The sequence below is a fragment of the Tardiphaga sp. 215_C5_N2_1 genome, assembly GCF_052076055.1.
Lineage (GTDB): Bacteria > Pseudomonadota > Alphaproteobacteria > Rhizobiales > Xanthobacteraceae > Tardiphaga > Tardiphaga robiniae.
This window is the reverse complement of record NZ_CP197240.1, coordinates 6,489,541-6,511,686: the sequence shown is the minus strand read 5'-3', so window position 1 is coordinate 6,511,686 and position 22,146 is coordinate 6,489,541. Positions and strand designations below refer to the sequence as shown.

The following is a 22,146-nucleotide window of genomic DNA, read 5'->3' as shown; positions in this document are numbered from 1 at the left end:
GCGGCGGTTAGATGGGTCCAGCGTTACGTTGACAGCGAAGCCAAGACAACGCCGCGGTGGACGAAGCTGATCGCTGTTCTTGATGAGGCGACTGTCGGGAAAATTGAGCCGCCCGACGTTCGAACCGCGCTCCATGTCGCTTTGATGGCTGAAGGATGGGCGATGCCAGACGAGCTTGAGCAACCAGATATATTCACGTCTGGCCGAGCGGATTCCCCGTAACATCAGCCGGGATCGCAGCTCCACCGGTGGAGGCGCCACCTTCAAGTGGACGCTGGTATCTGCCATAGTGCAGGCTTTACTGCTCGGAGAACGCTCATGTTGTTCCCTGTCGGTAGTCGACGGCTCGCGGCAATTCTCGCGCTGACATTTTGCACCAGCGCGAGCGCCGGCGATGTGCTCTTCGAAAATGTTCGAATCTTCGACGGAAGAAGCGCCACTCTTTCTGCTCCGTCACATGTACTGGTCAAGGGCAACGTCATCGAGCGTATTTCTACGGCACCGATAGCGGCCGCAGACGCTCAGCGTGTTGCAGGAAACGGGCATACGCTGATGCCCGGCCTGATCGACAATCACTGGCACGCGATGTTGATACGGGTGACGCCGGCACAGGCCTTCGGTGACGTCGGCTACAACAATCTGCTGGCCGGCAACGAAGCAACCGATACTCTGATGCGCGGCTTCACCACGGTTCGCGATGTTGGCGGGCCGGTGTTCGGCCTCAAGCGTGCCATCGACGAGGGCATCGTCAAGGGCCCGCGCATCTATCCGTCCGGCGCCATGATCACTATCACGAGCGGGCATGGGGATTTCCGGCAGCTAACCGATCTGCCACGCACGATCGGCGGCATGCTCACCCGCATGGAGCAGGTCGGTGGCGCGATCGTCGCGGACAGCCCTGACGAGGTGCGCCTGCGCGCGCGCGAGCAACTCATGCAGGGCGCCTCCCAGGTCAAGTTGACGGCGGGCGGCGGCGTGTCGTCACCTTTCAGTCCGGTCGACGTGACCACTTTCACCGAGGCCGAACTACGCGCCGCCGTTGAAGCGGCCGAGAATTGGGGCACATATGTCGCCGCGCACGCCTTTACTCCGGCTGCGATCCAGAGAGCCGTTGCCGCTGGCGTGAAGTGCATCGAACACGGCATGCTGATGGACGAGGCGACCGCCAGGCTGCTTGCCGAGAAGGACATCTGGTTGAGCTTGCAGCCCCTCCCCGAGGACCTAAGGCTTGGCTTTCCGGTGGGTTCAGTCCAGCGGGCCAAGGCGGATGAGGTCTGGCCCGGCATAGCCAGGTCCTACGAGTTTGCAAGGAAGTACAAGATCAAGACGGCGTGGGGCACCGACGTGCTGTTCTCGCGCGCGCTCGCGCAGCAACAGGGGGCAATTCTGGCCTCGCTGACGCGCTGGTACACCCCCGCCGAAGCGCTGGTCATGGCGACATCGACAAACGCCGAACTGCTGGCGTTGTCCGGCAAGCGCAATCCCTATCCCGGCAAGCTCGGCGTCGTGGAACAGGGCGCGCTCGCGGATTTATTGCTTGTCGACGGCAATCCGCTGGACAACATCAACCTGATTGCCGATCCCGCGAATAACTTCAAAATCATCATGAAGGACGGCGTCATCTACAAGAACACTTTGAGCAAGTGAGCCTATGCGCAGCCTCCTCTTTCTTGTCGTCATAGCGATCGGCCTCGCATCGCCTGTCCGTGCTGCGGAGGATGTAGCGGCGGCGCAGAAGATCATCAGCTCCCAAGCCGATGCCCTGGCGCGCGACGATGCTGTGACTGCCTATGGGTTCGCGGCCCCCGGCATCCAGAGCATTTTCACCGATCCCGACAGCTTCATGGACATGGTGCGCAACGCCTATGCACCCATCTATCGCCATCGCAGCTTCGAATTCACCGAGAGCAACACATCTGACGGTACAATTGAGCAGAAAGTCCATATCGTCGATGCCGATGGTGTGCCGTGGGATGCGCTCTACACGCTGGAGCCGCAGCCGGATGGCAGCCTGAAGATCAGCGGCTGCATGTTGCTGAAAGTCGGCCAAGCTGTGTGACACCTCACAGCGGCATTCACATTCGCACCTCACATCATCTATAATAGGTCCTGCACCTCTCTCGTCCTACGGTTGCTTCCCGGGTGAATTTGTTGCGGTACCTGTCCCTCAGCACACTGTCTCCCATTGTCCTGGGCAGCCTGTTGGCGTGCGGGGTGTCGACCATCGCGATGACTGACACGCGTCGCCTGTCCCTGATGCCCGATCCGCGCGGCGAGTTCATCCGACTCTGCGCGCCCTTCATGGTGTCGCGCTATGCGCATCCCGAAGCGATCTGTGACTGCGTCCGCACCGCGCTGATCAGCGAGATCGGCGATCGCGATATCCTCGACGCTATCCTCTACGGAGTCACCGAGCGCGGCGTCCCCACGCTGAACGAGAACTGGCTGCCGCCGGACAAACGAAGCTTGATCCCGCGGACCATGACGGCGATTGCGGAGCCGACGCTTGATTGCATGTTCGGTAGCGGCCCGGCCAAACGCGCGCTCGAAAACGTGCCGATCGATGGATTTCCGGCGATGCCGCCGGTGCAGGATCTGACGCCTTAGGCGACTGACGTCCCCGACGAGAAAATCAACCTGCGGCGCGCCCGCAGCATCAGCGCCGTGATGATCGTGACGTTGAGTGCATTCCAGGCGAGGCCATTCATGAACGCTGCCGCGTAGGAGCCCGTAGCGTCGAAGATGACGCCCGACATCCAGCCGCCAAGTGACATGCCTCCTACCGTGCCCAATATGACAATACCGACACGCGTAGCCGCCTGCGATGCCGGCATCGCCTCGCGGATGATGATGGCATAGGCCGGCACCAGACCGCCCTGGAACAGGCCGAACATCGCCGAGATGATGTAAAGCGAAGCCAGGCTGTCGAAGAACAAATAGAACAGCAGTGCGAATCCCTGCAGCAACGAGCCGATCAGCAGCGTGCGAATGCCACCGATACGATCGGCCAGAAAACCCGAGCCAACACGGCTGACAATCCCGCAGGCCAGCATCAGCGACAACATCTCGGCGCCGCGCGTCACGCCGTAGCCGAGATCTCCGCAATAAGCGACGATATGCACCTGCGGCATCGCCATGGCGACACAGCAACCGATGCCGGCCACGAAGAGAAGCGTCGTCAGTGTATTGTTGCTGAGCTGCAGATCGACCTTGGGCGGCGGCGCATTGACGTGACTACGCCGTGTGACTGCACCCATCTGCGCGCGCAGAACCGCGAGCATCAGGAGCATCAGGACGGTTGTAACGATCCCGACACTGATATGCGTCGAGCGCCAGCCAAAAGTCAGAATGCCCCAGCTGACAATCGGCGGCCAGAGCGTGCCGCCGATATAGCTGCCGGTTGCAGCGACAGTCACCGCGATGCCGCGCCGGCGTTCGAACCAGTGCGACGCCTCCGCCATCAGCGGCCCGAAGGTTGCCGACGATCCTGCCCCGATCACCACGTGAATAAGATTGAACTGCCAAAGCGCCGTGGACTGCGACGCGAGAAGATAACCGGCGCCCATCAGCACCGTCGCAAGCGCAATCGTGGCCACGATGCCAAACCGGTCCGTGAGCCTGCCGGCGACCACGCCGCCGAGGCCGAAGCCGACCATGGTCAGGGTAAAGGCCAGCGACGCCGCGCCGCGGCTGGCCGCGAAGTCGGCCTGCACGGCCGGGAGCGCCACCACCACCGACCACATGCCCACTGACCCCAGTGAGCCGATGATCAAGGCAAGCGACAGCCTGATCCAGGCCTGACGGGAGTCAGGCAGGAACGGCATCGAATCTGAAGTGGGGGTCGCGATGGTCACGGCGGCAACATCCTCGGCGTGTGCCCACGGGTCAAGCGATATGCCGAAGGATTAGGCATGCAGAAACAGTGCAACAGACCGTTTCGGCCAAAACTGGCTCCGGGCTTGTGGCAAAGCCGGTCAGTAACGCCTCGTTAACCCTTTGCTAACCATACACACGGCAAAAATTGCCGAGTGGAGTCGCGTCTCGTCAGCTGACCGGGGGAATGCCCGTGGATGCCAGTGCGGTGCCTCACTTGCGGATCGGCGGCCCTTCGGCCGCCGCGCAGACGTTCGGCAGTCGCGAACGACATTCGCGCGGGGAAGCGACATCGATGACGGATTTGATCGCGGGTCAGGGTCTGGGCGCACCCAAGAGCGGCGGTTTCGACTTCGCCAGCATCAGGACGAACGTCTTGCGCGGCGATATCGGCCTCGCCTTCGGCGTTCTGATCATCCTTGTCGTCCTGATCATGCCGCTGCCAGCTATCGTGATGGATCTGTTCCTCGCGATCTCCATCACCATGTCGGTGTTGATCCTGATGACGGCACTGTTCACCCAGACGCCGCTGGAATTCTCGTCATTCCCCACCGTGCTGCTGATCTCGACCATGTTGCGGCTGTCGCTGAACCTGGCCTCGACCCGCCTGATCCTGTCGCATGGCCACGAAGGCACCGCCGCGGCCGGCCACGTCATCGAGGCGTTCGGCAATTTCGTGATGGGTGGCAATTTCGTCATCGGCATCGTCGTGTTCGCGATCCTGGTGATCGTGAACTTCATCGTCATCACCAAGGGTTCGGGCCGTATCGCCGAAGTCGCGGCACGCTTCCAGCTGGACTCGATGCCCGGCAAGCAGATGGCGATCGACGCCGATCTGTCGGCTGGCCTGATCGACGAGGCCACCGCCAAGGCGCGCCGCAAGGACCTCGAAGACGAAAGTGGCTTCTTCGGCGCCATGGACGGTGCTTCCAAGTTCGTCCGCGGCGACGCCATTGCCGGCCTGCTCATCACCGCCATCAACGTGATCGGCGGGATCATCATCGGCGTCGCGCAGCAGGGCCTGTCGTTCTCGGAAGCCGGCCGCACTTATACGCTGCTGACCGTCGGCGACGGCTTGGTCACCCAGGTTCCGGCGCTGATCGTCTCGACCGCCGCAGGCCTGCTCGTCTCGAAGGCGGGCATTACCGGCGCCGCCGACAAGACGCTGATCAAGCAATTCTCCGGCTATCCGCAGGCGCTGGGCATGTCGGCCGGCGTCATGCTGACGCTGGCGCTGCTGCCGGGCATTCCGATGCTGCCGTTCCTCGCACTCGGCGGCGGCGCAGCCTACCTCGCCGTCACCGCCAACAAGCGCAACAAGGTTGCGCGTGCCGAAGTCGCGCATCAGGCTGCAGCGCCCGCCGCCGCCGCCGCCGCACAAGCCGCCGCCGCGGACGAGCCGATCTCCGCATCGCTGAAGATCGACGATCTCAAGATCGAGCTGGGCTACGCGCTGCTGCCGCTGGTCAATGGCCCGGACGGCACCGATCGCCTGACCGAACAGATCAAGGCGCTGCGCAAGTCGCTCGCCGTCGAAATGGGTTTCGTGATGCCGTCGGTCCGAATTCTGGACAACGTGCAGCTCGAAGCCAACACCTACATCATCAAGATCAAGGAAGTGGACGCCGGCACCGGGCGCATCTGGCCGAACCAGTTCATGGTCATGGATCCCGGTGGTAATCAGGTCAACGTCCCGGGCATTCACACGACAGAGCCGACCTTCGGCCTGCCCGCGACCTGGGTCGATGCCGGCCTGAAGGAAGAAGCTTCGCTCAAGGGCTACACCGTGGTCGACGCCGCCACGGTCTTGTCGACGCATCTGACAGAGCTGCTGAAGGGCAATATGTCGGACCTCTTGTCCTACGGCGAAGTGCAGAAGCTACTGAAGGACCTGCCGAAGGAACAAGGCGAACTGGTCAAGGATATCGTCCCGTCGCTCATCACCGTGTCGGGCATCCAGCGCGTGCTGCAATTGCTGCTCACCGAACGTATTTCGGTGCGCGATCTCTCGACCATCCTCGAAGGCATTGCCGACGCCCTCGCCTTCTCGCGCAACCCGTCGACCATCGTCGAGCATGTACGTGCGCGCCTCGCGCGACAGATCTGCGCGCAGAACACGTCCTACAACGGCTACCTGCCGCTCATTGCACTGTCGGCGCAGTGGGAGCAGGCCTTCGCGGAATCGATCATCGGCACCGGCGAAGAACGCAGTCTCGCGATGCAGCCGTCGAAGCTGTCGGAGTTCATGACCACCGTGCGCGATCGTTTCGAACAGGCCGCGCGCGAAGGCGAAGCGCCGGTGCTGGTCACCTCGGCCTCGATCCGGCCGTTCGTGCGCTCGCTGGTGGAACGGTTCCGTGCGCAAACCACCGTGCTGTCCCAGGCGGAAATCCACCCCCGTGCGCGCCTGAAGACCGTCGGAAGCGTCTGATTCGGCGGCAAGAGGCTAGCAACCTTGCCCGAAACCGATGTAAATTCGTCACAGACAAGAGATTTGCCAGAATGTCGCATCCCGAGGCCATTTCGGGGCGACGGCACGAATCAATCTCAACGCTCTGATAATAAATAATAATTTATGAATTTCAGGGCCAAGCCGGGTGCTTCAATCGCGCCGGATCACGTCTTATCACTGCCTTGTGATCGACTATTTGGAACGGAACGACCCAACACCACGTTTCCTATGCGTGATGAGTTGAACCTGCCGACGCGGACACGACACAAACGGTCGTAGGCAGAGTAAGACGGCAGGGAGCGTTTCCAATGAACCACTCGATTTACAGCGCGGATCGCATGACCCACCTCAAGGTGGTGATCGTTGCTCTGGTCGCCGGTATCTTCGTGGCAGGCTTCGGAATCTCGGCCCGCATGAATGCTGACGAAGGCTACAGCCAGACCGCGAGCGCTCGTGTGATCAAAGCAGGCCAGCCGGTTGCTGTCACTACTTCGAACGCCAGCATGGTCCGCTAAGGAATTCAGGAATTCGCGTGGCGATGTCCCCCAAGGTCGTCAGGTGAATACATAGAAGCTCCACTTCCCCCCGAGTGGACTTCTGAATGGAAAACGCCCGCTCCCCACGGGCGTTTTTCTTTTGTGGGGTGCTTTCTTGCTTCTCCCTCCCTCAATCAGCGCAGCTGCGCAGTGGGATACTCTGCGCGCCAGCGCGCCATCACAGATTCAAATATCAAACAGCCAAACTCTCGCAGTCTCGCGGCGCTTGCGCGTCCGAGGTATGAGCAGTGCCCCTCGAAAATATGAGGGGTGGCAGCGCGCCGTGAGGCGCAAGGGGTGGTTTCTGTCGCGATCCGCTCCGCCGGAACGCCGGCAAGCTGCAACCGCGCAACGCCTCACGGCGCGCCACCGCGGCGATTTCTGTCCCCGGGACCGTTCTTCCGGGCAAAGGCGCAGAGCTCCGCACTCCGCTGATCCCGACGGTTTCCCGCCGTTCACCAATGCCACGTCCAGCCAGCATGAGTGGCAGACCCCCGTAGTGGGGCCGGACGGTGACCCAAGGCCTCCCGAGTGCGCGGGGTACGTCACCCCACACCCGCAGGCGCCGCATCCCTGTCCCACTTCAAGACGCCTCATGAAGCGCCCCTCGCGAACCGGATGAGCGGAGGATAATCCTGTTGGGGATATTGTCAAGAACAATAGGAAAAAATGTTTAAAGCCTTCCTCTTCCCATTGTCATTCCGGGGGCGCGGCCGGCACTTTGCCGGACGCAAACCCGGAATCTCGACATGTTCAGCGCAAAACATGTCGGGATTCCGGGTTCACGTGCGCGAAGGCGCGCCCGCGCCCCGGAATGACAGTGGGAGCAACACACATCGAGATTCCACGTCACTCCCCACGGAGTGACTGAGGTTCGCACTTCAGCGGCTTTGCCGCTTTCATGCACCCCGGAATGACGAACATAGGACCAATGCCGGATGACGAGAGAGCCAAACGATCACCGTGCCGGCGGCACCGTTTCGATCAGCTTGCCGGTGAAAACGATCGGGCCCGTGGCTGCACCGGTCGGCGAACCGCCTTCCGGCTCCACGGTCACGGCATAGGTGGCCTGATTGACGACATCGGGATCATAGGCAGCGAGTGCAGCGCGCGATGTGAAGTCGTTGCTGCCGATCACGCCGAGCGAACGCGGGCGTTGCAGCTTGTCGGACACAATCCAGAGCTCGTAGCTTTTGCCGGCCTGCGGTTCGGCGCCAACCTTGCGCACTGTAAAGTTTTTGGTCGCCGCATCGACAGTGAGGATGAATGCGGGTGACGCAGCGTCGGTCTGCAGCAAGGCGACGTATTGCGACTGAGCTGCTGCGGGCGGCGCTACCGGCGCTGGCGCCTGCACCACCTGTTGCGCTGCCTTCGGGCGTAAACCCGCCGGCAGCAATTCGGGGCGATAGGCCTGTACGGCAATCAGCGCAACAAGCATAGCGGCAACGGCGGTCATGCCGGTGGCGACACCGCGCCAGCGTTTTGCCTGGACCGAGAAATCAATCACGTTCGAACGATCGAGCGTCGAACGGTCTATCGCAGGCTGCTCAGCGACGACCGCCGCTGCAGCGACCGGCTGCGGCGCTTCCGGATGCACGATCGCTTCTTGCGTACCGGCCAGACCGATCGCAACGCGGATTTTCTCCCAGACTTCAGGACGCGGCTCGACAAGGCCGACCATCTGATTCAAAACGCCGAGCTTGCGCTCCCACGCCTCGACCACAGCGGCAAAATCCTTGTCGACGGACATCATGGTCTCGACCTGCACGCGCTCTTCGGCACTGAGCGTGCCAAGCGCATATTCCGCGGCAAGCGCGATATGGTCTTCGCTATAGGCCATCATGTCAGTCCCAGACACTCCCGGATGTCCATCATACTGCGGCGCAGCCACGTCTTCACTGTATTGACCGGCGCTTCGAACTTCGTCGCGAGTTGTTCGCGGCTCCAACCATTGTAGTAAGCAAGCAGCACCAGTTTCTGCCGGTCCGGCTCAAGCCGGCCCACGCACTCCAACAAGCGCTTCAATTCTTCGGTCATTTCCTGTCGCGCGAGCGGGTCAGGTGTATCGGCTGCCACTTCCATTGCAGCCGGCTCTTCCTCGATAGACGTTTCGCTTCTCTTGCGAACGACATCGATAGCCCGGTTACGAGCGATCGACGCCATCCACGTGATCGGCGAGGCAACACCGGGATTGAATTGCCCGGCGCTGTTCCAGATCTTGACGTAGGCCTCCTGGATGACTTCCTCGGCGAGATCCTGTCTGCGCAAGATACGGATCACGACGCCAAAGAGTTTCGCGCGCGTCGCTGCATAGAGTCGCTCGAAGGCGGCTTCATCCCCTTTGGCAACTGCGGCAAGAAGCCAGACCAGCTCAGCCGGCGTCAGCATTACGTCTCCCCAACCTCAATATACCTTTCGCCTTACGGAGGTGCCGCCCGGCGGTATTACCTGTCGTAACATAGATTATAGCAAGCGGGCCATGTCGCTGTTTATGCTGTGGATAGACCACAAACAGCAAACCCGGACCTCGCGGCCCGGGCTTGATGACTTCAATCTTTGAGGCTCGTTGGCTCGCCGCTTCTGCGGATCAGGCCACTGCGCCGATGCGGGCACGCATCAGGCCAATGCTGTCGAGGTCGGCCTGTTCGCGTGCGTTCTCTTCGTCGCGTGCACGGGCCTGGTCGCGCTCGTCGAGCAGTTCGACCTTCTTGAGTTCTTCGAAAGCTTCACTCAGCAATGCCTTCGCGTCTTCGAGCTGCACGCGCAGCTCATCGGCCGAACGTGTCAGGTTCTCGCGACGTTGAATCGCAGCCTTCGCATAGGTGGGATAGGCAAAGTGAGTGGGATCCTGAATACCGGCGCGATCCTGTTCGGTCTGGATCTCGCGCTCGAGATCGACCGACATGCGCTGGAAATCCGCGATCATGCCTTCGATCTGATTGACCCGGCGGCGCTTCTCATCGACCTGGAACTTCTTCAGGCGGATCAGGGTGTCACGTGACTTCATCGACTCATACTCCCCAGAAGTCCCAGTCTCAACGCGGGACACAACCGGACAACCGCAAGGGGCTGACCGGCCGAAATTCTTCTCTGAGGGTCATGATGGCCTGACAAAGTTAGCGTTCCGTTTCCAAACCACCAACGATTTGTTGCAGTTGCTGATAGCCTTGGGCCAGTCCGCAGACTTCGTCCTTGCGTTGCCGCAGGAATGCCTCAAGCGGCTCATGGAGCCGGATCGCCTCGTCCACTTCCGGACTGGAACCGGCGCGATAGGCACCAAGCCGGATCAGTTCTTCCATATCCGAATAGGTCGCCATGATCTGCCGGGCTCGCGTGATCGTCGGCAAATAGGCTGGATCGCAGGACCGCGGCATGGTTCGCGACACCGACTTCAGGATATTGATAGCAGGATAGCGGCCACGTTCGGCGATACCGCGTTGCATCACGATATGGCCATCGAGAATGCCGCGCACGGCGTCCGCAACGGGTTCGTTGTGATCGTCGCCGTCGACCAGCACCGTGAAGATACCGGTGATCGAGCCTTCATCGGTGCCCGGCCCTGCCCGCTCCAGCAGCTTCGGCAATTCGGTAAACACCGTCGGCGTATAGCCTTTTGCAGTTGGCGGCTCGCCGACGGACAGGCCGATCTCACGCTGCGCCATGGCGAAACGCGTGACCGAGTCCATCATGCACATGACGTCTTTGCCCTCGTCGCGGAAGAATTCCGAGATCGACAGCGTCAGATAGGCCGCCTGGCGCCGCATCAGTGCAGGCTCGTCCGAAGTAGCCACGACTACGACGGCGCGTGCGAGACCTTCTTCGCCCAAGTCCTCCTGCAAGAACTCCTGCACTTCACGGCCACGTTCGCCGATCAGGCCGATGACCGACACGTCGGCATCGACATTGCGTGCCAGCATGGACAGCAAGACCGACTTGCCGACGCCGGAGCCCGCAAAGATGCCCATGCGCTGGCCGCGGCAGCAGGTCAGGAAGGTATTGAGCGAGCGCACCCCGAGATCGAGCGGCGCGCCGACGCGTTTGCGAGAATGCGCCGGCGGCGGAGACGCGCGATACGGCATCGGTGCCGGGCCCTGCAGCAACGGCCCCTTGCCGTCGATCGGCTCGCCCATGGCGTTCACGACGCGGCCGAGCCAGGCAATCGAGGGCCGCACCTGGCTGGCGGCATTGGCGATCACCGCCCGGCAGCCGCGACGTACGCCTTCCAGTCCGGCAAAAGGCATCACGACGGCGTTGTCGCCACTGAAACCAATCACCTCGGCAGGGATGGAACGGCTGGTGCCGGTCTCGATGGTAATGCGGGCACCGACCGACATCGCGTGGATCGGCCCGGCCACCTCAACCATTAACCCGCGAACACCGACCACCCGGCCGTAAATATTGACGCCATCGAGGTCAGTAATCTGTTCCGCAAGGGCTTTCATTGCAAAACCCTTAAGTTTCGCTTCATTGCCGGCTCGGCCTTAACCCCGTGTTTACCCGCATCGTTAATCATTACGTCACTGTCTTGGATGACTGAGAGCATTCGCGCCATCAGAATGAAGGGGCGAGTCGATGGAGTCGGTTAGGTCCGGCTCTTAATGTGGAGCTTGAGCGGGTACGGGTACAAAAAGAGTCTTTGCTGCAACATCTTATGGCGATTCGACAAAAATTGCACGATTAGAGCTTGCGCTGAAGAATCAGGTTTTGTTAACCATATCCAGTCAGGATCCGAATCAGTTGTTCGTAGGCGTTTTTTGGTGCCGCAAGTATGGCGGCCGACCTGACGCCCGGAGCGGCGACTAAAGGGGACTGGCATGCGCGTTTTGCTAATTGAAGATGATAGCGCCGTTGCGCAGTCGATTGAGCTGATGCTCAAATCCGAGAGTTTCAACGTCTATACGACGGATCTCGGAGAAGAGGGCGTCGATCTCGGCAAGCTCTACGACTACGATATTATCCTGCTCGATCTCAATCTGCCGGACATGTCCGGTTACGATGTGCTCAAGCAGCTGCGGGTGTCCAAGATCAAGACCCCGATCCTCATTCTCTCGGGCCTTGCCGGCATCGAGGACAAGGTCAAGGGTCTCGGCGTCGGCGCCGACGACTACATGACCAAGCCCTTCCACAAGGACGAGCTGGTTGCCCGCATTCATGCGATCGTGCGCCGCTCCAAGGGCCACGCCCAGTCGGTCATCCAGACCGGCGACCTGGTGGTCAATCTCGATACCAAGACGGTGGAAGTCGGCGGTCAGCGCGTCCATCTGACGGGCAAGGAATACCAGATGCTGGAGCTGCTCTCGCTCCGCAAGGGCACCACCCTCACCAAGGAAATGTTCCTCAACCACCTCTATGGCGGTATGGACGAGCCCGAACTGAAGATCATCGACGTTTTCATCTGCAAGCTGCGCAAGAAGCTGGCGAATGCTTCCGAAGGCCGCAACTTCATCGAAACCGTCTGGGGCCGTGGCTATGTGCTCCGCGAGCCGCACGAAGAAGAGATCCGCATCCCGGCTTGAGTTTCAAACCGGCTTAAGCGTCACTCCCCGAAAGTTCTCACGAAACCCCGCCGAAAGGCGGGGTTTTTGTTTGCGTGGATGAACCCACCCTTTGCTTACAGCGACGAATGCCATAGGCGAATACCAAGCGATCATGTTTGGCGCACATTTCGGGGGCGGAATGGTTCTGCAATCTCTGGTCGGGCTGCCGGCCTTTCTGGTCTATTTCTGCACCGGCATTGTCGCCGTGCTGCTGTATCTCTTCGTCTATCTGCGCGTCACCGCACATGACGAGTTCGCACTGATCCGCAAGGATTGCGCGCCGGCTGCGATCGCACTCGGGCTCAGCCTGCTCGGCTTCGTGCTGCCGGTGGCTAGCGCGATCGTCCACTCCGCCAATGTCATCGATTGTCTGATCTGGGCGATCATCGCGCTGATCGTGCAGATCGCCGTCTATTTCATTCTTCGCATTCCGGTGCCGCAATTGTCGGATCGCATAGCCAATGGCGAGATGGCCCCGGCCCTCTGGCTCGGGCTCGCCTCCCTTGCCGCCGGCGTGCTGAACGCGGCCTCCATGGTGTATTCGCCATGACCAGCGAGCCCGCAAAGAACTTCGGCAAGCGCCAACCCGTGCAGCCAATGCATGAGGAAGCCCCGTCGCGCAAACGCTCCAACCACGTGGCGCTCCTGCTCATGGGCACCATGGCTTTGGGCGGCGGCGCCTATGCGCTGATGCCGAGCGAACATTGCGACCCAAACCGCGCGGCCATCGCCGGCCAGCAGCAGGAGTGTCAGCAGCGCAGTTCGTCGTCATCCTCCGGCGGCCATGGCTATTCAGGGGGCAGCAGCAGTTCCTCCGGACGCAGCAACTTCGCCAGCACCGGATCATCATCCAGCGGCGGATATGACAGCTCGTCATCCAGCAGCAGCCACGTAACCCATGGTGGCTTCGGCTCCTTCGCCTCGCATTTCTCCGGCGGCGGCTAGTTTCTCATGCAACGCATCGCATGTTCCGAGCGCGACGATTGGCAGGCCACCGCAGCCGCGACGGACTTCGTATTTCATACCGAGGCCGGTGACCGCTATTGGGACGAGCGCGCCTACTACGCGTTCACGCTGGATGAGATCGAGCGCCAGATCGAAGCCCCGACTGCCGAACTCAACGCGATGTGCCGCGAGCTGGTCAGCCGCGCGGTCAAGGATGAGCGCTATCTGCGGCTGCTGAAGATTCCTCAGGCCTACTGGACCTTCATCGCCGCAAGCTGGCAACGGAGCGACCCCAGTCTCTACGGCCGTTTCGATTTCCAGTTCGACGGCAAAGGCCCGGCAAAGCTGCTCGAATACAACGCGGATACGCCAACCTCACTGTTCGAGGCCGCGGTGTTTCAATGGACCTGGCTCGAACAGGCGATCGAGCGCAAGATCATCCCGAAGCGCGCCGATCAATACAACTCGCTGCATGAGCGACTCATCGAGGCCTGGCGCAAGATCGGCACCGACAAGGCAATTCATCTCGCAGCCACCATGGACAATGCCGAGGACCGTGGCACAGTACAGTATCTCGCCGATGTCGCGCAGCAAGGCGGGCTCACACCGGCGCTGATCGACATCAAGGACATCGGTTATGCCGACAGCGGGCACTTCGTCGATCTCGAGGACCAGCCGATCGACCTGATGTTCAAGCTTTATCCGTGGGAGTGGATGTTCCGCGAGGCATTCGGCGGCCGTCTGAAAGGCGCATCGACGCGCTGGATCGAGCCACCGTGGAAAGCCATTCTGTCCAACAAGGGCATCCTGCCGCTGCTCTGGGCGATGTTTCCGAACCACCCGAACCTGCTGCCGGCCTATTTCGACGATGATGCTGCAGCCGCTGAGCTTGGCACATCCTATGTGCGCAAGCCGCTCTATTCGCGCGAAGGCGCCAATGTCACGCTGGTGAGCGGCGGCAGCGCCATCGATGCGCAGCCCGGTCCCTATGGCGAAGAAGGCTTCATCCGGCAGATGCTGATGCCGCTGCCGAACTTTGCGGATCAGTATCCGGTGCTGGGCAGCTGGCTGGTCGATGAGGTGCCATGCGGGCTCTCGATCCGCGAGGATGAGAATCCGATCACCGGCAACATGTCACGCTTTATTCCGCACGCGATCCTATGACGGCGCTCAACGCGCCGGCGAAGCAGCGGCCTTGAGACCCACAGGTGTCATGCTCGGCACGATCGACGGTGCAGCACGGACGACGTTCGGACGGTACAGGCCACGCTTGTCGGCATGCGGCTTGAACGCATCGGTCAGACCGACAACGGTCTCTGCGGCGCCCAGCGCCAGGAAGCCATCGGGCTCCGTGCACTTGGCAAGGCGGCCAAAGATCTGCGTCTTCATGTCCTGATCGAAATAGATCAGCACATTGCGGCAGAAGATGATGTCGAACTTGCCCATGCTGGAGAAATCCTGCAGCAGATTGAGCGGCTTGTACTGGATCATCGACCGGATCTCCGGATTGATCTGCCACATCTCGCCGGTCTGCTTGAAGTATTTGACCAGCAGCTGGATCGGCAATCCGCGCTGCACTTCGAACTGGGTGTAGATGCCCGACTTCGACTTCTCGAGCACCTGCTGCGAGATATCTGTGCCGATGATCTCGATCCGCCATCCGGCGAGCTGGGCGCTCATTTCCTTGATGGTCATCGCGATCGAATACGGCTCCTGACCGGTGGACGCAGCCGCACACCAGATCCGCAGGCTCTTGCGGGCGGCACGTGCCTGGATCATCTCCGGCAGCACGACGTCACGCAGATGGTCGAATGGAAGCTTGTCGCGGAAGAAGAAGGTTTCGTTGGTGGTCATCGCCTCGACCACGTCGGACGCAACCGTGGAGGAGCCGTTCTTGATCTTCTGGACCAGCTCTTCAATGCCCGACAGGTTGGCCTTGCGTGCGAGCGGCATCAGCCGGCTTTCGACCAGATACTGCTTGTCAGCAGACAGATCGAGACCCGAGCGCTCCTTCAGGAACTTGCGCAGGAAATCATAGTCTGCCGGTGTCATGACCGATCTCCCGAGAAAAGACGAACCACTTTCGAACCGATTTGATTGAGCGGCAGGATAGCCGAGCAGATGCCCGCATTGGCGGCAGCGCCGGGCATACCCCACACCACGCTCGATGCTTCGTCCTGCGCGATGACATTGCCGCCAGCCGCGACGATATCCTTGCCGCCGCGCATGCCGTCCGAACCCATGCCTGTCAACACGACGGCGAGAATGGCGCCGTGCCAGACGTCGATGGCAGACGTGAACAGCGGATCGACAGCAGGCTTGCAGAAATTCACCGGCGGACCGTCATCGAGCGCGATGGCGATGTTGGCACCCTGCTTGACGGCGCGCATATGCTTGCCGCCCGGCGCAAGATAGATCTGACCGGCCTTGACGATTTCGCCATCGACACCTTCGCGAGCCGGACGCTTGCTGGCCCGGGCGAGATGTTCGGCAAGAATGGTCGTAAAGGTCGGCGGCATATGCTGCGTGATCAGAACGGGCACCTTGTCGATCACGGCGCCGATTTCGGCAACCAGCGTCATCAGGGCTTGCGGACCACCAGTGGACGAACCGATCAGCAGCGCGCGTGGCATCGTGGCGCTGAAAGGACGCTTCACGAGCTGCGCCTGCGCGGCGACTGATGTCACGGACTTGAAAGACGGTGCAGCCTCACGCGCCGCGGGAGCTGGCACGATCGACGGCGTCGTCGCCGACTTCAGGCGGCGAACCTTCGCGCCAAGATGACGGATCTTCTGCAACAGGTCGTGCTTGAAGATGTCGGCTGCGGAAATCTCCCGGGTGCTCTCCGGTTTCGGAATGTAGTCGGCGGCGCCGAGCGACATCGCCTTGAAGCTGATCTCCGCGTTGCGGCGGGTCAGCGTCGACGCCATGATGATAATGAGATTCCGCTTCTTCGCCAGCAGCTGCGGCAGCGCCGAAATGCCATCGAGCTCCGGCATTTCAATATCGAGAATGGCAACGTCGGGATTGATGCGCTCGATCTGGTTGACGGCATCGAGACCAGTACGAAGCGACGCCGCGACGGCCATATCAGGCTCGGCCTCGATCCAGCGCGAGATCAGGCCGCGAATGACGACGGAGTCGTCCACCACCATGACTCGCAGTGGCTCATACCGCGAATCGACAACAGGAGGACTTATCACATCAACACTCATGAACTCACCGGACGCAACACAACGCGACAAATGCACTGACAAAACAAATGCACAAACAAAAAGGCGGGCGCCGGAAGTGGAATACGCAATTCCGGCGTAGAACTTAGATCAGGCCGACTTCCTGAAACTTCGCCGACACGATTTCCTTGTCGAACGGTTTCATGATGTATTCGTTCGCGCCGGCATGCAGCGCGCGCGCGATATGGGCCACGTCGTTCTCCGTCGTGCAGAACACGACCTTCGGAACGTCGCCGCCAGGCATGCGGCGCAGGTTACGGAGGAACTCGTAGCCATCCATCACCGGCATGTTCCAATCAAGCAGAACAGCGTCCGGCAGGTTCTGCTTGCAGATTTCGAGCGCTTTCTCGCCGTCTTCAGCTTCGGTAATCTCGAAATCGAGACCTTCGAGAATCCGACGGGCGACCTTACGGATGACACTGGAGTCATCGACAACCAGACATGTCTTCATGTGAGCCTCATTTTCACCGCGGACAAAATTGTCCAAGTGCTGGTCTTAGGCGGCCAGCTTGTCAGGCGAGATTTCAAGGATGCGATCAACGTCGAGTACGACCATCAGTTGCCCATCGAGACGATGGACGCCATCGGCCATCTTGGCCATGCGCGGATCCAGATTGACCGGATTCACCTCACGGCTCTCATCGGCGAGCTTCAGGACTTCGCCGATCGAATCGATCAGCAAGCCGTAGGATTCACCGCGGAGATCGACGCCCACAGCCATCGGCGGCTTGCCGTCATCGTTCTTCGGCAGGCCAAGGCGCGAACGCATGTCGATCGCGGTCACAATTCGACCGCGCAGATTGAGCACGCCGGCGACGTCGCTGGAGGACAGCGGCACGCGGGTCAGGCGCTCGGGCATGAACACGTCCTGCACGCGCGAGATCGGCATGCCGAACAGCTGTCCACCGATCATGGTGGTCACGTATTCGGTAATCGCGCCGTCAGCGCTCGGAGCCTTGGTGGTGGTGGTCGTAGTGGTGGTGGTCATTGCGATTTCCCTCACGCAGCCTGGCGAACTTCAGTGGTCTGTTCTTTGAGCGCCGCAATCAGGCCGGGGCGATCGAACTTGGCGACGTAATCATGGAAACCTGCGAGGCGACCGCGCTCGATGGCAGCCGGGGAGATCATGGCCGAGAGAGCAATGATCGGCGTGTGGCTGAGTTTCTGATCCGCACGGATGGTCTCGGCGAATTCGAAGCCGTTCATATCCGGCATTTCGATGTCGGTGAGGATTACGTCGACCTCCTGACCCGAGCGCAGGAATGACAAACCTTCCTGGGCGTTGGTGGCGACACGTACCTTGTAGCCGGCAGCCTTGAGCACGGGCGAGAGCATGTTGCGGAAGAACGCGGAGTCGTCGACCAGCAGCACCGATTGGGCGGTTGCCGAGACACGCATTTCCTTACGCGAGAACCAATCGGCGAAAGCCATCGGCAGGAAGTGACCGACGTCGATCACTTCGGTCGCGAGACCCTTGATGACAGCGGAGCCGAGGATTCCCTCGCGACCGCTGGCCACTTCGATATGCAGGCGCTCTTCGACGATATCGACGATTTCGTCGACGACGAGACCCATCGAGCGACCGTCGTCTGCGAAGACGAGGATTGGCTGGGTGCCCGACGTACGGACGGTCACGCCTTCCATCTGCACCAGCGGCATCAGCTGATCGCGGTATTGGACCATGTAGCGGCCGTTCGACAGCTCGACCTTGTCAACGCCCACTTCTTCGAGACGCGTGACGAGACCGAGCGGCACCGCCTTGGGCTGTGCGGAGCCGGCGCGGAACACCAGCAGCGACGTCAGCTGTTCTGCATTCATCGCGCGCATCGCGGCGTTCTCGTCAGCGATCTCGTGAGCGTTGGATGCCAGAGCACCAAGCTCCTGCGCGATGCCGTTCGGATCGACGATCATGATCACCGCGCCATCACCCAGGATGGTGTTGCCGGAGAACATACCGATGTGACGGAGCTTGGTGGACATCGGCTTGACGACGATTTCTTCGGTGTGGAAGACGCCATCGACGACGATGCCGAAGGTCTGGTTGCCCACCTGGGTCACGACGATGAAGCCGTTCTCCGGATCGGCCGACGAGCCGTCATCGATCTGCAGCAGCTTCTTCAGATGCATCAGCGGCAGCAGCTTGTTGCGCAGACGGAGCACCGGGGTGTCCTTGATGCGCTCGATGCGATGTTCGGAGTTGGCGCGCGCACGCACCAGTTCGACGACCGCGAGCTGCGGGATCGCGAAGCGATCACCACCGGCCTCGACGATCAGCGCCGACACGATGGCCAGCGTGAGCGGGATCTTGATGGTGACGCTGGAGCCCTCGCCGGCGACCGACTTGATGTCGATGGTGCCGCCGATCTGATCGATATTGGTGCGCACCACGTCCATGCCGACGCCGCGGCCGGAGACGCTGGTAATTGCAGCTGCAGTCGAGAAGCCCGGTGCGAAGATGAACTTGTGGATCTGGGCTTCCGACATCTTCTCGATATCGGCTTCGGTGGCCAGACCGTTCGAGATCGCCTTCGCCTTGATCCGCTCGGTGTTGAGGCCACGGCCGTTGTCGGCGATGCAGATCAGGATGTGGCCGCCTTCATGATAGGCGGACAGACGGATGGTGCCCTGCTCCGGCTTGCCTTCGGCAGCGCGCTCAGCCGGCGTTTCGAGGCCGTGATCCGCCGAGTTGCGCACCATGTGGGTGAGCGGATCCTTGATCAGGTCGAGCACCTGGCGATCGAGTTCGGTATCGGCGCCGTGCATCTCGAGTTCGATCTGCTTGCCGAGTTCGCCGGCCAGATCGCGCACGATACGCGGCAGCTTCTGCCAGGCGTTGCCGATCGGCTGCATGCGGGTCTTCATGACACCGTCCTGCAGTTCGGCGGTCACGGTGGACAGGCGCTGCAGCGGCACCTTGAATTCGGTGTCTTCATGACGACGGCTGATTTCCAGCAACTGGTTGCGGGTCAGCACCAGCTCGGAGACCATGGTCATCAGATGTTCGAGCGTGTCGACGTTCACGCGGATCGACTGGTTTGCGACCTTGTCGGCTTCTGGCTGGTCGACCTCGACTGCAGTCTTCTTGGCAGCGGGCTTCGGAGCGGCAGCCTTCGGCGCGGCGGGCTTTTCAGCAACCGGAGCCGGCGGCGCGACAGGCGCTGCAGCTGCCGGCGGTGCGACTTCGATGGCGGTTTCCTGGAAGGCGCGCTCAAGCTCTTCGAGCGAGACTTCACCGGGACGCAGCTCACGCTCGAGGGTCGGAACGATCAGCGGGGCCGGCTCCGCAGCGACAGGCGCTTCCGGTGCGATCGGAGGTGCGGACTCAGTCATCGATTCCATGCCTTTTTCGACCATGTGATGCAGTTCGCCGATCAGATCCTCGTCGACGCCTTCCGGCTCCGCTTCCGTGGCTTCGAGCTGACCGAGGATTTCCTTGATGCGATCGATCGTGGTCAGGATGAGCGTAACCGCCTCTCCGGTAACCGGCATTCCATCGCGGAATTTGCCCATCAATGTCTCGGCGGCGTGGGCCAGGGCTTCGAGACGGGGCAGTCCGAGAAATCCGCACGTGCCCTTGATGGTGTGAACCAGGCGAAAAATATTATCGAGAATTTTCGCGTTATTCGGGTCCTGTTCGAAGCGGACCAGCTGATTGTCAACCGTATCCAGGCTCTCGTTGGTTTCCGTCAAAAACTCGCGGAGAAGATCATCCATGAAAATAGGCCTTCACACTCCAGGCTCGCGACTTTCGCTACGCCTTTCGAAGTCTGGCTACTTTCCCCGCAAAGCGTTTAATATTAGTTGAGCATTCCCAAAAACAATGAATGCGACATTTAGCTATATGCTCGCACACGTACGAGCCCGCCAAACGGCGGACTCGTAAAGAGTTCATTAAGAGTTGAATGAGTTTGCGATCAGATCGCGGTGACGACGATGGCGTCGCCTTCGGGCACCAAGGTCACCTTGAGGCCGCAAGCCTGCGCCAGGAGCCGCGTATAGTAAGGCTGCACGGCATGGGCATCGATGCTACCAACTTGTTCCGCGGCCAGCATATCGACAATAGCCTGCGGCAGGCGCGCGTTGAGGCCTGCAGCGGTGATCTTGAACCCCTGCGGCTCACCTTCGCCGATGCCATCGATCTTGAGCACGCCGCCGCGCGGAATCGTCTGCTGTGCGATTACCAGCATGTTGAGCAGCAGCTTGACCTTGTTCTTCGGCAGCAGAAGCCGCGGCAGATTCCATTCGATCTTGGTCTTGGCGTCTTCAAGATGGCCGCGCGACATGGTCTGCGCATCGCCGAGATCGATCTGCGCGCCAGCGGAACCGGCGGCGCCGAAGGCGAGCCGGCAGAACTGCAGGCGGGCCGATGCGGTCTTGGCGCTCTTCCGGATCAGATCGAGCGCGAATTCCTTGTCTTCCGGCTTGGGATTGTCATCGAGCACTTCGAGCCCGTTGACGATGGCGCCCACGGGGCTAATCAGGTCGTGGCAGACGCGCGAGCAGAGCAATGCCGCGAGTTCGAGAGCATCGGGGGCCGGACCTGGCGTGGGGGTGTCGGACATGAAATGCGCTCCTGGGGCCACACAGAATGAACGGCGAATCAAGCATTTGCTTTACGGTTAGATACACCGCAGATGGTGGCGCGACCACAACAAGGCTGGCACAGTCCACCGGTGCAACAGGCGCGTGTAAAAATGAACGGGGATGACATGCAGGGGATGAAGGCTAGTCGATGACGGATGATTCGCGACCTCGCATGGATGCCGCGCGGGCTGCCACCCTGATGGCGCCGCTGACCGAGCTCGCCGCACAGGCCGGCGCTGCCATCCTCAAGGTCAACCGCACTGTCATGACCGTGGATGGCAAGGCGGACGGCTCGCCCGTGACCGAAGCCGATCTCGCGGCCGACCATGTCATCGGCGAAGGACTGGCCCGGCTGTTTCCGGGAATCCCGTCGCTGTCCGAAGAGCGCCTGCACCTGGCGACACCGCCTTATGCCGGCACCCTGTTCCTGATCGACCCGCTCGACGGCACCAAGGAATTCGTCGCCGGCCGCCAGGAGTTCACTGTCAACATCGCCCTGATCGTCGATGGCGCACCATTGCTCGGCATCGTCGGCGCCCCCGCCCTCGGGCTGATCTGGCGCGGGCTGGTCGGGCGCGGCGCCGAGCGTGTCGAACTCGCACCAGACCTGTCCATCCGCAAGGTCACACCGATCCGGACCCGCGCTGCGCCTGCTCCGGGCGCGGCATGGACCGCTGCGGTCAGCCGTTCCCACGGCGACCAGCGAACCGAGGCTTTCATCGCCAGCCGCCCCGGTGCTGTCAGACAGGAGTTCGGCTCGGCGCTGAAATTCTGCCGCGTGGCCGAGGGCCAGGCCGACATCTATCCGCGGCTGGCGCCGACCTGCGAATGGGATGTGGCCGCCGGTCATGCCGTGGTGGTGGCCGCAGGCGGCAAGGTGACCGACACCTTTGGCAAGGCGGTTCGCTTCGGCGGCGACCGGGAAGACTTCGTCGTGCCGGAATTCATCGCCTGGGGTGACCTCACCGCGAGCACGCACGGCTGAA

General features: G+C 61.2%; 21 protein-coding genes. 10 read left to right on the top strand and 11 right to left on the bottom strand.

Going from position 1 to position 22,146, the window contains the following annotated elements:
- The first annotated feature begins 318 nt into the window (after positions 1 to 318).
- From AB7828_RS30745 to AB7828_RS30735, 3 genes are all read left to right on the top strand, one after another.
- A complete protein-coding gene (locus tag AB7828_RS30745) occupies positions 319 to 1,647 on the top strand; it encodes an amidohydrolase family protein (RefSeq protein ID WP_441232354.1) in 1,329 nt (442 codons plus the stop codon).
- Between the two features lie 4 nt (positions 1,648 to 1,651).
- Entirely contained in the window at positions 1,652 to 2,059 is a 408-nt protein-coding gene (locus AB7828_RS30740) for a DUF4864 domain-containing protein (RefSeq protein ID WP_441232118.1), read from the top strand.
- 170 nt (positions 2,060 to 2,229) lie between these two features.
- Positions 2,230 to 2,607, top strand: a complete 378-nt coding sequence (locus AB7828_RS30735; RefSeq protein WP_139285952.1) for a hypothetical protein — start codon at positions 2,230 to 2,232, stop codon at positions 2,605 to 2,607.
- Here the strand turns inward: AB7828_RS30735 and AB7828_RS30730 are convergent.
- Positions 2,604 to 3,824, bottom strand: a complete 1,221-nt coding sequence (locus tag AB7828_RS30730) for an MFS transporter (RefSeq protein WP_441232353.1) — start codon at positions 3,822 to 3,824, stop codon at positions 2,604 to 2,606. The genes AB7828_RS30735 and AB7828_RS30730 overlap by 4 nt on opposite strands.
- Positions 3,825 to 4,066: 242 nt before the next feature.
- Here AB7828_RS30730 and flhA point away from each other — a divergent pair, with 242 nt between their 5' ends.
- Positions 4,067 to 6,304: a flagellar biosynthesis protein FlhA gene (gene flhA / locus AB7828_RS30725; protein WP_120288934.1), complete on the top strand. Its 2,238-nt coding sequence runs from the start codon at positions 4,067 to 4,069 to the stop codon at positions 6,302 to 6,304.
- Between the two features lie 329 nt (positions 6,305 to 6,633).
- Entirely contained in the window at positions 6,634 to 6,840 is a 207-nt protein-coding gene (locus AB7828_RS30720) for a hypothetical protein (RefSeq protein WP_068737106.1), read from the top strand.
- Positions 6,841 to 7,819: 979 nt separating this feature from the next.
- On the opposite strand, the gene AB7828_RS30715 is transcribed toward AB7828_RS30720, so the two are convergent.
- The 4 genes from AB7828_RS30715 to fliI all read right to left on the bottom strand — a co-directional run bounded on the left by AB7828_RS30715 (position 7,820) and on the right by fliI (position 11,303).
- On the bottom strand, positions 7,820 to 8,701 hold the full coding sequence (locus tag AB7828_RS30715; protein ID WP_120289263.1) for an anti-sigma factor domain-containing protein: 882 nt from the start codon (positions 8,699 to 8,701) through the stop codon (positions 7,820 to 7,822).
- Entirely contained in the window at positions 8,701 to 9,249 is a 549-nt protein-coding gene (locus AB7828_RS30710) for a sigma-70 family RNA polymerase sigma factor (RefSeq protein ID WP_089267514.1), read from the bottom strand. The genes AB7828_RS30715 and AB7828_RS30710 overlap by 1 nt, the downstream gene beginning before the upstream one ends.
- 199 nt (positions 9,250 to 9,448) lie before the next feature.
- Positions 9,449 to 9,868, bottom strand: coding sequence for a flagellar export protein FliJ (gene fliJ, locus AB7828_RS30705; protein WP_068737112.1), 420 nt, complete (start codon positions 9,866 to 9,868; stop codon positions 9,449 to 9,451).
- Between the two features lie 109 nt (positions 9,869 to 9,977).
- Positions 9,978 to 11,303 carry a flagellar protein export ATPase FliI gene (fliI, locus tag AB7828_RS30700; protein WP_089267515.1) on the bottom strand — a complete coding sequence of 442 codons (1,326 nt, stop codon included), beginning with the start codon at positions 11,301 to 11,303 and terminating at the stop codon, positions 9,978 to 9,980.
- A gap of 372 nt (positions 11,304 to 11,675) precedes the next feature.
- On the opposite strand from fliI, the gene ctrA reads away from it, so the two are divergent.
- The 4 genes from ctrA to AB7828_RS30680 all read left to right on the top strand — a co-directional run bounded on the left by ctrA (position 11,676) and on the right by AB7828_RS30680 (position 14,507).
- Positions 11,676 to 12,377: a response regulator transcription factor CtrA gene (ctrA, locus tag AB7828_RS30695; protein WP_068737116.1), complete on the top strand. Its 702-nt coding sequence runs from the start codon at positions 11,676 to 11,678 to the stop codon at positions 12,375 to 12,377.
- Positions 12,378 to 12,537: 160 nt separating this feature from the next.
- Positions 12,538 to 12,948, top strand: a complete 411-nt coding sequence (locus AB7828_RS30690; protein WP_441232117.1) for a DUF350 domain-containing protein — start codon at positions 12,538 to 12,540, stop codon at positions 12,946 to 12,948.
- Complete coding sequence (locus AB7828_RS30685) at positions 12,945 to 13,343, top strand: hypothetical protein (RefSeq protein WP_320447348.1); 399 nt, start codon at positions 12,945 to 12,947, stop codon at positions 13,341 to 13,343. Before AB7828_RS30690 ends, AB7828_RS30685 begins: the two co-directional genes overlap by 4 nt.
- 6 nt (positions 13,344 to 13,349) lie before the next feature.
- Entirely contained in the window at positions 13,350 to 14,507 is a 1,158-nt protein-coding gene (locus tag AB7828_RS30680; RefSeq protein WP_441232116.1) for a glutathionylspermidine synthase family protein, read from the top strand.
- A gap of 6 nt (positions 14,508 to 14,513) precedes the next feature.
- Here the strand turns inward: AB7828_RS30680 and AB7828_RS30675 are convergent, their stop codons facing one another.
- From AB7828_RS30675 to chpT, 6 genes are all read right to left on the bottom strand, one after another.
- Positions 14,514 to 15,395, bottom strand: a complete 882-nt coding sequence (locus tag AB7828_RS30675; protein ID WP_439063240.1) for a CheR family methyltransferase — start codon at positions 15,393 to 15,395, stop codon at positions 14,514 to 14,516.
- Positions 15,392 to 16,558 carry a protein-glutamate methylesterase/protein-glutamine glutaminase gene (locus AB7828_RS30670; protein WP_093760980.1) on the bottom strand — a complete coding sequence of 389 codons (1,167 nt, stop codon included), beginning with the start codon at positions 16,556 to 16,558 and terminating at the stop codon, positions 15,392 to 15,394. Before AB7828_RS30670 ends, AB7828_RS30675 begins: the two co-directional genes overlap by 4 nt.
- Positions 16,559 to 16,661: 103 nt before the next feature.
- Positions 16,662 to 17,027, bottom strand: a complete 366-nt coding sequence (locus AB7828_RS30665) for a response regulator (RefSeq protein WP_068737128.1) — start codon at positions 17,025 to 17,027, stop codon at positions 16,662 to 16,664.
- 45 nt (positions 17,028 to 17,072) lie between these two features.
- Complete coding sequence (locus tag AB7828_RS30660) at positions 17,073 to 17,564, bottom strand: chemotaxis protein CheW (RefSeq protein WP_184514419.1); 492 nt, start codon at positions 17,562 to 17,564, stop codon at positions 17,073 to 17,075.
- Positions 17,565 to 17,575: 11 nt separating this feature from the next.
- Positions 17,576 to 20,290: a hybrid sensor histidine kinase/response regulator gene (locus AB7828_RS30655; RefSeq protein ID WP_441232115.1), complete on the bottom strand. Its 2,715-nt coding sequence runs from the start codon at positions 20,288 to 20,290 to the stop codon at positions 17,576 to 17,578.
- A gap of 200 nt (positions 20,291 to 20,490) precedes the next feature.
- Positions 20,491 to 21,138 carry a histidine phosphotransferase ChpT gene (chpT, locus tag AB7828_RS30650; protein ID WP_441232114.1) on the bottom strand — a complete coding sequence of 216 codons (648 nt, stop codon included), beginning with the start codon at positions 21,136 to 21,138 and terminating at the stop codon, positions 20,491 to 20,493.
- Positions 21,139 to 21,308: 170 nt separating this feature from the next.
- On the opposite strand from chpT, the gene cysQ reads away from it, so the two are divergent.
- Positions 21,309 to 22,145, top strand: a complete 837-nt coding sequence (cysQ, locus tag AB7828_RS30645) for a 3'(2'),5'-bisphosphate nucleotidase CysQ (protein WP_441232113.1) — start codon at positions 21,309 to 21,311, stop codon at positions 22,143 to 22,145.
- Position 22,146 lies beyond the last annotated feature (1 nt).